6 protein-coding genes are annotated in these 10,457 nt (G+C 35.9%); 1 reads left to right on the top strand and 5 read right to left on the bottom strand.

Features of this window, described 5'->3' with window-relative positions:
• Positions 1-3,069, bottom strand: a 3,069-nt coding sequence (locus tag CWO92_RS12550; protein WP_101354555.1) for a sensor histidine kinase, incomplete at its 3' end; no start/stop codon positions are given.
• Positions 3,070-3,412: 343 nt separating this feature from the next.
• On the opposite strand from CWO92_RS12550, the gene CWO92_RS12545 reads away from it, so the two are divergent.
• Entirely contained in the window at positions 3,413-5,479 is a 2,067-nt protein-coding gene (locus tag CWO92_RS12545) for a bifunctional diguanylate cyclase/phosphodiesterase (RefSeq protein ID WP_367593491.1), read from the top strand.
• Between the two features lie 28 nt (positions 5,480-5,507).
• Here the strand turns inward: CWO92_RS12545 and CWO92_RS12540 are convergent, their stop codons facing one another.
• From CWO92_RS12540 to CWO92_RS12525, 4 genes are all read right to left on the bottom strand, one after another.
• The gene (locus tag CWO92_RS12540) at positions 5,508-6,551 is read right to left on the bottom strand and encodes a F0F1 ATP synthase subunit beta (protein WP_101354554.1); all 1,044 of its coding nucleotides are present in this window, start codon (positions 6,549-6,551) and stop codon (positions 5,508-5,510) included.
• 112 nt (positions 6,552-6,663) lie between these two features.
• A complete protein-coding gene (locus CWO92_RS12535) occupies positions 6,664-8,601 on the bottom strand; it encodes an ABC transporter permease (protein ID WP_101354553.1) in 1,938 nt (645 codons plus the stop codon).
• On the bottom strand, positions 8,591-9,352 hold the full coding sequence (locus CWO92_RS12530; protein ID WP_101354552.1) for an ABC transporter ATP-binding protein: 762 nt from the start codon (positions 9,350-9,352) through the stop codon (positions 8,591-8,593). Before CWO92_RS12530 ends, CWO92_RS12535 begins: the two co-directional genes overlap by 11 nt.
• Before the next feature lie 99 nt (positions 9,353-9,451).
• The gene (locus CWO92_RS12525) at positions 9,452-10,456 is read right to left on the bottom strand and encodes a sensor histidine kinase (RefSeq protein WP_101354551.1); all 1,005 of its coding nucleotides are present in this window, start codon (positions 10,454-10,456) and stop codon (positions 9,452-9,454) included.
• Between the last annotated feature and the right edge of the window lies 1 nt (position 10,457).

The following is a 10,457-nucleotide window of genomic DNA, read 5'->3' as shown; positions in this document are numbered from 1 at the left end:
TTTCAGAGGAGGGTTTTGTCCCAGCCTCTTTGGTATTTTGAAAGAGACGGTCGTTCCATTTCCTATGGAGCTTTGAATGACTAATCCCTGTCCATACATATTTTTTAAGCGGCGGTTTGTGTTTCTTAGTCCGATTCCTTTACTTATATTTAAAGGATTCTGAAGTACCTCCACTATCTTCATCTGCTCCATTCCAACTCCGTTATCCTTAACCATTATTTCTATTTCATTTGCGGTCTCTGTAATTTTAATGAAGATTTCTCCTCCATTTGAACGTTTTAGTATACCGTGAGAAACTGCATTTTCCACAAGGGTTTGAAGAGATAAAGGAGGTAAATAGAAATTCAAGTTTTCACTTAGTTCCCAATTAATTAGGATTCTTTCTCCAAATCGCGCTTTTTCAATAAATAGATAGGATCGGACAAGGTCCAGTTCTTTTTCAATGGAAACTTCACCATTGATATTATGGAAATCAAAGCTTGCCCGCATATAATTGGTGAATTCCTGAAGTAATCTCTGCATTTTTTCCATATCATAGTAACCGAGTGCAGCAATGGAGTTTATTGTATTAATAAGAAAATGCGGCTTTATTTGCGCTTGAAGCCAAGCGGCTTCCATATGTAACCGTTCTTTAATGGAAAGTTTTAAATCTATTAATGCTTTAACACGGGATTTAAGCTCAATAGAATCAACTGGTTTGGTTACATAATCATTGGCTCCGGATTGGAAGCCCGCAATAATATCTTCCGTACGATTCCGAGCAGTTAAGAGCAACACTGGAAGCTCCGAAACAGAAAATTGCTTTCGAATATATTGAGTTAATTCATATCCGGAAATATGAGGCATCATCACATCCGAAATAATAAGATCGTACTGTTTTGCTTTTATTGTGGACATTGCATCAGAGGCATTTGTCACCACGGTAATATCATAATTCGTTCCCAGTATATTCATTATTACTTTCAAATTCATACTATCATCGTCGACAGCTAATATTTTCGGTTTATTTAATTTGGACGATGATTCAACATCAGAATTGCTCTCTGTTTGGTCAGCAATAGTGGCAGCTGTTTCAAAGTGATTCATAGTGAAATAATTTTCATTCATATTTTCTACATCTGTTTCCAAAGGAATGGTGAAAGAAAATATTGATCCTTGATTAGGGGCTGAGGTTACATCAATGTTTCCTCCTTGAAGCTCAACCAGTTGTTTACAAATACTTAGTCCGAGCCCAAATCCCCCTTCATGGTTTGTTTTATTCATATTACCTTGTTCATAGGGCAGGAATATTCTCTTTTGAGTTTCCTCATCCATGCCAATTCCTGTATCTTCAATATATATATATGCGGTTTCATTTTCATAAGAAGCTCTTATCGTAATAGTTCCTTCTTCTGTGTACTTCATTGCATTATGGAGCAAGTTGAAAAATATTTGTATCAGTCTATTTTCATCTGCTTTGATTGCAGGAAAGCCATCATCAATATCCGTAATTATGGAAACAGGCTTTTTTTCAAACATGAATCGTACCATTTCTGTAACGCCTTTAACAATAGACTGCAAGTGTAAACTCCCAATTCGTAGATGTATGGTTCCTTGATTTAATCGGTTTATATCGATTAAATCATCCAGCATAAGCGACATTCGCCTTGCGATGGTAATTTGGGTCTTTAATTTATCGTATTGATTCTTATTTTTTTCACGGATTGTATCATCCAGCAAGCTTTGCGCAATGTTCATAATCCCGTGTAAAGGATTTCTGAGTTCATGAGAAGTGTTAACAAGAAAATCGTCTTTATGCTGGTTAACGAGTTGAAGTTTGTCAGCCAGTTCTTTCGTTTGGTTTGTTGAACGTAGAAAACGTTTGAACCAGAACATTGCAAAGGCGATAACGCTAAACATTAAGTCGAATGGGTAATGCATCATTTCAAACGAACCTATATCTCTAATAATGAGCCAACAGATATTTGCCGCCAAACTCAAACAGCCGAGTAATAAATAAATAACATCCTGAGTTTGCTTAAAAGCAAATTTAAGAATAGATCCGGATAAGATTATACCTATTATTAATACACCGCCAAGAAACACTTTCTCAGTTGGAACGATATATTGAGATGGGGATCCTAAGACAAATAGGGAGTAAACAATACAATATACTTCAAACCAAAATAATACTTTTTTGTTTTTGTATACTGGGAACATGTGCTTAACTATCAGCGGCAGAAATGCTGCAATGCCAATATAAGAAAGCAAGGCAATCTTTATCGATATTTCAAAAGGCATAGGAAACCAAACAAACAATAGCTTATCATCCGCTACAAGAACACTAAACGTTGCACAGATCATAGTTAAAGCAAAGTAAAGTACTCCCTTTTGGTACTTTCCTATAAAATAAAACAGTATTGCATATATTCCATGTACTAAGAAAACCCCACACAATAAGATTTGCAGTCCAATGGATAATAATGTACGATTTGTAACTGCCTCAATGGTTCCAAAGTGGAGTGATTGTGTTATCCCGCCTTTTTCACCAGTATTAGAAGCCTGAATAAGAATTTCAATGTTATTTGTATCGGTAGGGAGGGGGATAGAATAAGGAACAGATCGTGCTTCATTTAACCCTTCTTTGTTTGCTGGATTGCCGATTTTAGCGCTTAAATGCCCATTGATATAAATTGCTGAGGCGCTTCTAATTTCGTTTATCCGTAATTCTAGATGATGCTGAATGTTTTTATCCAGTAGAATTTGCAATCTATAAGTGCCATATTTGAAGGAATTTTTATCATCAGCAGGGAAAGCTTTATCCCATTTACCCGGTACTTGTAAATATCTTTTTTTAGTTAAAGCAGATGATTTTTCAGTAGTAATCATGTTATAGGGATAGAACTCCCATTCTCCATCAAGTGTAATAGTTGAACTTTTAGGGAATTCCCAGCCGCGCAGGTCTAATGTACCTTTTTTGGCAATAGGGTGCTTAATAGTCTTTTCAAAATGCAGCACTGTTAGTCGTAAACCAGTTATGAAAATTAGAAAGACTGTTAAAATAAGAAATGTTTTTCTGGTAAATAGCATAAATTAAAAATCAACCTCAATTCAAGTACTCATAAACTATTAAACTTGTTACCTATTATAAAATTTTTAGTAATCTTTTGAAAGAACTATATCTCTTAATCAATTCTCATAATTATTATTATTATTATCTTTGGTATATTAGCTATTATGTGCATATGGAGAATCGTAGAGAATTTGTAGATAAATGCATGGCATAATATGGATAAAAACTGAGTGGAAAGTTACGAAAGGACCAGCAGTAGGAGAAACTATGGTGAAATTATCAGGTTGATGTACTTTTAACAATGAATCATTTAACATTGATATTTAACTATTTTTTAAATATATTGGTTTACCTCCTCTCATGGATCAATTAATAATCCCCTTTGTTTATGAAAAACTGATTATTTTAAAAGGAGCTGAATCAGCCATGATAGAAGGTAATTATAATATTTATATTGTTATTCTTTCTATAATTATTTCGATATTAGCATCATTTTCAGCTTTAAATATTGCAGCAAAAATCTCGAATGCAAGTGGAAGAGGACGATGGTTTTGGCTTTTTGCGGGTGCATTGGTAATGGGAAGCGGCGTCTGGTCCATGCACTTTTTCGGAATGCTGGCTTTCCATTTTCATGCCCTTGTAAAATATGATGTAGGGCTTACATTATTATCAATGTTAGCAAGCGTGGCCTCTTCTTTTATTGCATTTTACATCACTATGCCAAGAGACATTAATAAGTTAAGACTTGCTATTGGTGGATTTATAATGGGGAGCGGCATCGTTGCAATGCATTACGTAGGTATGAAAGCCATGATTATGTCTTTTGAAATTAGCTATGATAAGACGTTGTGGATTATCTCGGCACTAATAGCCCTTGGTGCCTCGTATGCTGCATTGTTTTTATTTCTGAAATTTCGCAATCGGTCCACATCCAATTGGCTTAAATGGATATCAGCAGTGGTGATGGGGTTTGCTATTTGCGGCATGCATTATACCGGTATGAAGGCGGCAAGGTTTCATTATGATTCCAGCATGGTAATGAAACATTCACAAGCTATGGATTTCTTTCTTTTATATGGTGTTACGGTAGCGATTTTTCTTATTTTATTTATTTCATGGGGAGCGATGTTTTTTGATCGGCATGTGCTGGAGAAGCTTGCATTTCAAGATGCCATTACAGGGTTACCTAATCGCAACGACATGAATCGGTTTTTTTATACATATGTCGGTGATGAATCTATTGGTGTTATGTTTTTGGATTTAGATCGCTTCAAAGCCATTAACGACACACTTGGGCATGATATTGGAGATTTACTGGTGCATGAAGTTGGCAATCGCTTAAGAAATTTCATTCGCAGAGATCAACAAGTGTTTCGAATAGGCGGCGATGAATTCCTGATTGTTATTAAACATTGCAGCTTAGAACAAGCAGAGCAATTAGCACAAAAAATATTGCAGAGTATGAAAGAGGTTTATCGAATTAAGGGAAATGAATTATATGTGACGGGGAGTATAGGGATTAGTATAGGTTCCATAAAAGAATCAGATCGTTCCGAATTGCTAAAAGCGGCTGACACTGCAATGTATAAGGCAAAGGGATTAGGAAAAAACCAGTATTGTGTTTATACGGATGAAATGGGTATAAAAGAGGTTAGGAAAATGGAATTGGAAAAGGATTTGCAGCATGCCCTCGAGCAAAACCAATTCTATATGGTTTATCAACCAAAATGGAATGTGAAAACGGATAAGTTATGTGGATTTGAAGCGTTAATCCGGTGGAATCATCCAAGATTGGGGATCGTTTTACCCGGGGAGTTTATACCTATAGCTGAGGAGACGGGGCTGATTATACCAATGACTACGTGGGTTTTAGAGGAAGCATGTAGACAATGTAAATCTTGGGGAACTAAGGGTTTTACACAACCTATTTCCGTTAATTTGTCCGCACGTCTCTTTGAAACAGATCAACTAGCAGAATTGATCCTGAATGTTTTAGGAAAAACGTGCCTGGAACCGAATCTTCTTGAACTTGAAATCACTGAATCTATGTTTTTTAATGATATTAATGATATTATAAGGCAATTGGAAATCATTCGTAATATGGGGGTTAGAATTTCCATGGATGATTTCGGAACCGGCTATTCTTCTATTGGGTTATTAGATAGAATCCCAATCGATGCACTGAAACTAGATAGACTATTCACGGTTGATATAGATCATCCAAGTAAACGAGCGATTGTCCATGCGATTATTTTGATGGCGGAAAAACTTCACTTAGACGTCATTGCTGAAAGTGTAGAACAACAGGACCATATTGATAAGTTGAACGAGTTGGGGTGTTACGTTGTACAAGGTTTTTTCTATGGAAAGCCTATGAGAGATGAAAAGATTTCACAATATATGAAAGAGGTATTGCAGTTCGCGTAACACCTCTTTCATTTTTTTTAATAAAATATTAAAGTTTTCCTATATAGGTCAACGATTTTAAATCCTGAGCATCTACCCCACCATCCAATATTTTGCGAACATCATGTAATGTAGTGTTTAAATCTACTGATTCGCCTTTCACTCCTGTGTATGCTTCTGCTACATAAAATGGTTGGGTAAGATATGCTTCTAATCGTTCCCCTCGATGATAAGTTTCCTTTTCTACCGAAGGAATAGCATCTAATCCGCGTGCAGTTACCAAGGAGCGTAATTCACGGTAGCGGCGTAATAGTTTTTGAGCTCTTTGCTGAGTGAAATGATGGTTTTGATCTAGATATGCCCCTTCCAATACAGATGATGTAGAGTAGATTGGATTTATAGCAGGGAAGTTATGTCGTGCAGCTAAGTCTGCATCAAAATATAATAATGTTTCTAATGGTCCATAGGGTAATTCTTCATCTACTGCAGCACCTTTTAAATCAAGCAGAAAGGTTGTAACAGATTGCAAATTCGCTTGATGGAATAGATCTTGGAGTTTGAAAATTTCTCCTGTCAGGACGTATGAACGATCCGCAGCATAGAGAATGTCTTTACTCACTCCCAATGCGGTTATTTCCTTATAAGCTTTTTCAATGGAATCTGCAATGACATCTGCAAACTCTAACATATCAGCCAATTCCGGATAATCTTCCTCTGGCTTTAGTAAAACAGTGGAGTATCCATGCTGTTTAAGTCTGTAAAATAACTCGCCAAGTAATACTAGTTGCCCCATTCCTGGGCGTGCAACGAGTCCGACCGTCCCTCCTTTGGCAATTGGTGCAAACAAATCTAACGCTTTAATCTTCGTTTCGATCATTTCCACCGATTCCCCTCTCAAAATCAACTCGTCTAAACTACACTGGGCTAGTGATGCAAGCGCAACCAAGGTCTTTACTTCAGCACGCTCGATTGGAATTTTTCCGGTACATAGGTTGGAAACAGTGGCAGGACGCAAACCAATTGATTTTGCAGCACTCGTCAAATTTGGTACTCTTCTGCGCAATAATGAAACGTTTAATCTTAAATTATCCAATATTTACATCTCCTTACTTTGAATAGTAATACATATTACGCTTAAGAGCAATGGAGAGATGTTTTGAGGAGTAGAAAAAACGGGACAAACTTCTGTCCCGTTAGTATGTGGATTATAGTGCTGCTTTGATTACCTTTTTGTAATAAAGAACGGAAAGTACTCCAAAAATAGAGTAAAGAATCGTGTAAAGAAGCATGACAGCAATCATAGGTGTCCAAAGCTCTGTGCCAAAAAAGAACCAGCCAGATTTTACAGCGAAATAACTATGAAGGAGGCCGATAGCTAATGGAATACCAAAGTTAAACATTTGTTTTGCTTGAATCCCTTTTAATAAATCTCTTTGGGTATAACCGAGTTTCCGTAAGATCGTATAACTTGGTCTTTCATCTTCACTTTCGTCCATTTGTTTAAAATAGAGAATACACCCAGATGTAATTAAAAAGGTTAATCCGAGGAAACCGACGATAAACATTACAAGTCCCATGTTTTGCTTTTGACTGCTGCTCATTTCATAACGAGATAAATTATCCTCGCTTAGGTTTAATTTATGGAAAATAGCATCTGCCTTTTCAATATTATTGTCATCCTTAATATCAATTCCAATATAAAGTGATTTTTGTTGAAGGTTCGGATTAAGATCCGTCCTTAATTCTTCAAAAACTGCTTTGTTTACAACGGCTACTGGTAAGCTACCGCTCGTAAAATTGTATGGGAGAATCGATTCTTCTCTTATTCCTGAGTATTTTAGAGTAGTGGTTTGGCTTTTTCCACTTAGTTTAATATATCCAGAATTTTTAAAGGAAATTATTTTATTAAGTATCCCACTATTCCCGAAAAAGATAGATTCATTCTTTCCCAAATGGAGGTTTGAGATTGCTTCATCACTGATGATGGCTAGGGTCATTATATTTGGATCAGCGTTAATTTCTTTTAAACTTGTTTCCATGATATTTTTAACATTAACATCCGCATAAAGGACAGGGATCCTTTTTTCTGAAAAGGAAATGTTCTTGGCCATTAAAGCCTGCTCAAACTGTTTTGCTTCCTTAGTGGTTATTAAAGAGAAATTGGATGGAACGTTGTCTTTAGCGTTTTTATCTGCTGAATAGTAAGATATATAGCATAAAGATAATAAACCGATAGCAAGCGCAGATACGGTTGTAATAATCGTTAGTAGCAGTGCATTCGATTTCATTCGAAACATGATGGATGCTAACGATAGTACCTCATTAATACTCAAGTAACCGCCTTTGCTTTTCCTAATCATATTTGCGATAAATGTGACAGACCCTTTATAAAATAGATAGGTCCCAATAATAACGGTTCCGAGAATAAAAGTCATGGCAATAAATAACTCGTTTATTGTTGTAAAATCGCCGTCAAATAATTTCGATGAAACATAATAGCCTGAAACGATGAACAGAATGCCCACTACCCCGATTATCATCTGTAAAACACTTATCTTTTTCACTTTTCCCTCGGTGGAAGAGATTACCCTAAATAAGGATAAGATAGTTTGTCTTTTAATATATATATAATTTATAAATAAGATTACGAGGTAGATAACACTGAAGACCAAAAGGGTTTGAATCAGCGCCTCAATAGAAAATTGAAGAGTTGCGTTTGTCTTTACTCCTGTAATTTTAAATAATATCATCATTACTAATTTGGAACAGGAAAATCCGATAAAAGTTCCGATTAGTAAGGACCCATAATAGAGAAGAAAGTTTTCTGTACTTAAAAGGCGGAATATCGCAGTTTTTGTCATACCAATCAATTGAAATAGTCCAATTTCTTTACTGCGGCGCTTCATAAACAGCTTATTCGCATAAAGAAGGAAGATGGCGACGATCGCTATGAGAAGAATAGATGCTGCTTTTAATGCTGCAGCTCCTTTTATGGAACTTTTTACTTCATTCATAGATGGATCATACTGCAGTGTAACAAATGCGAAATAAAGAGCGACACTAAAAATTAATGCAAACACATAGAGGTAATAATTTTTCACATTCTTTTTTAGATTGCGAAACATGAGCTGGTTAATACTCATTTTGTACACCACCTAAAACAGCTTGCGTTTTCATGATGTCATTGAAGAATTCTTGTCTAGTTTCTTCTCCTTTATTTAACTGAGTAAAAATTTTCCCATCTTTGATGAAAATAACTCTGCTGCAATAGCTTGCTGCAACAGGGTCATGTGTAACCATGATAATTGTTGCTTTATGGTTTTCATTTAAGGTGCTAAGCTTATTTAATAAATCGGAAGCGGATTTTGAATCGAGTGCTCCTGTTGGTTCATCCGCAAAAATAATACTTGGTTGATGGATAACGGATCGCGCGGCAGAGGTGCGCTGTTTCTGGCCGCCGGAAATTTCATTCGGATATTTATCTTTTATTTCATATATACCTAGCTCCGTCGCTATTTCTTGAAATTTTTTCTCCGCTTCTTTTTTGGGTACTTTTGTAATGGAAAGAGGAAGTAATATATTTTCCTTGACCGTTAAAGTATCTAACAAATTATATTCCTGAAAGATAAAACCTAAGTGGTTTTTTCGAAATTCAGCTAATTGTTTTTCCTTCATCCTTGTCATATCTTTTCCATCAATCTTGATGGTTCCATTACTCACCCGATCGATAGAGGAAAGGACATTAAGCAAGGTGGTTTTTCCAGAGCCAGATGGCCCCATTATGCTGACAAATTCCCCACGGTAGACAGCAATATCAATACCTCTTAGCACTTCCTGTTTATTGAATTTATTTCCATAGATTTTATAAATATTAGTTGCATCTAATATTTTCATATGACTCGCTCCTTCAAATTGATAGTTTTATTATAACGAGCCTTTATTTTGTTATCCTTCGATTGAACGAACAAACGCTAAAAGCATGTGACATTTTTGTCACATGCTCATAACTTGGTGAAATGCATTTTGTCTTGGAAAACACAGCATAAATGTTGTACCCGCTCCAAGCTTCGAGTCCACATTGATAGAAATATGTAAGGAATTTGCTGCGTTTTTTGCTAAATAAAGCCCCATACCTGTGGCTGCATGATTTTGATGATCAGATGTCGAGGTAAATCCTTTATCAAATATGCGCGGTAAATCTTTCGGGTCGATGCCCCTTCCAAAATCTTGGATTTCTAAAAATGTTTGTTCGTTGTTTTCATAAGTTTTGATGATAATATCTGATGCATCACTGTATTTCACGGCATTTGTTAGTAGCTGTCTAATGATAAAAGCCAGCCATTTGCCATCACTAATGACTTCAGAGACTTTTAAATCCATTTCAAACCCGATACCCTTGTGCATACACCATGATTGTAAGGTTTTTATTTCGTTAACAATTAATGTGTGCAGATCAATTTTATCGATATATAAATCATTCTCCATAAAAGGGATCCTTTTTTGATGAAGGTGTGTGTCAAGCAGCAAATGGATTCGCAGCCACTCATGAAGTAATTGCGCCTTTAATTTTTCATTCTCTATTCTATCGATAATTAAATGCATTGCTGTTAATGGTGTTTTTACTTCGTGAATCCAAGATAATAATTCGTCTTTTTCCTTTTCCAGTGACAATAGATGGAGGGAGGCATCCTTTTTTAAATGTTGGGCTTGGTTTATAATACTGTCTTCCGCTATTTTTTCAAATGGACTTTCTGCAGTCACCACGGTCTTCATGTCGAAACCTGTCTCCCATTCTTCCAAACTTTTAAAGAATTTAGTTTCCTTCTGATAGCGGATGGAAACAAAAATGAAAAAGATGATACAAGATAAGAAGACGATATAAAGCGCGGACGTTAGCGGGATTGTTGAATCAATAAAAGCGATAAAGATAATCAATAATTGTAATATAAGAAAGAGTACAATCCAACTCCATCTTTCCATTAAATATTTTCGAATCATA

The organism is Heyndrickxia camelliae (assembly GCF_002844575.1).
Taxonomy (GTDB): Bacteria; Bacillota; Bacilli; order Bacillales; family Bacillaceae_C; genus Margalitia; species Margalitia camelliae.
Note: the sequence above shows the minus strand (reverse complement) of the source record. Positions and strands in the feature narration are given on the sequence as shown.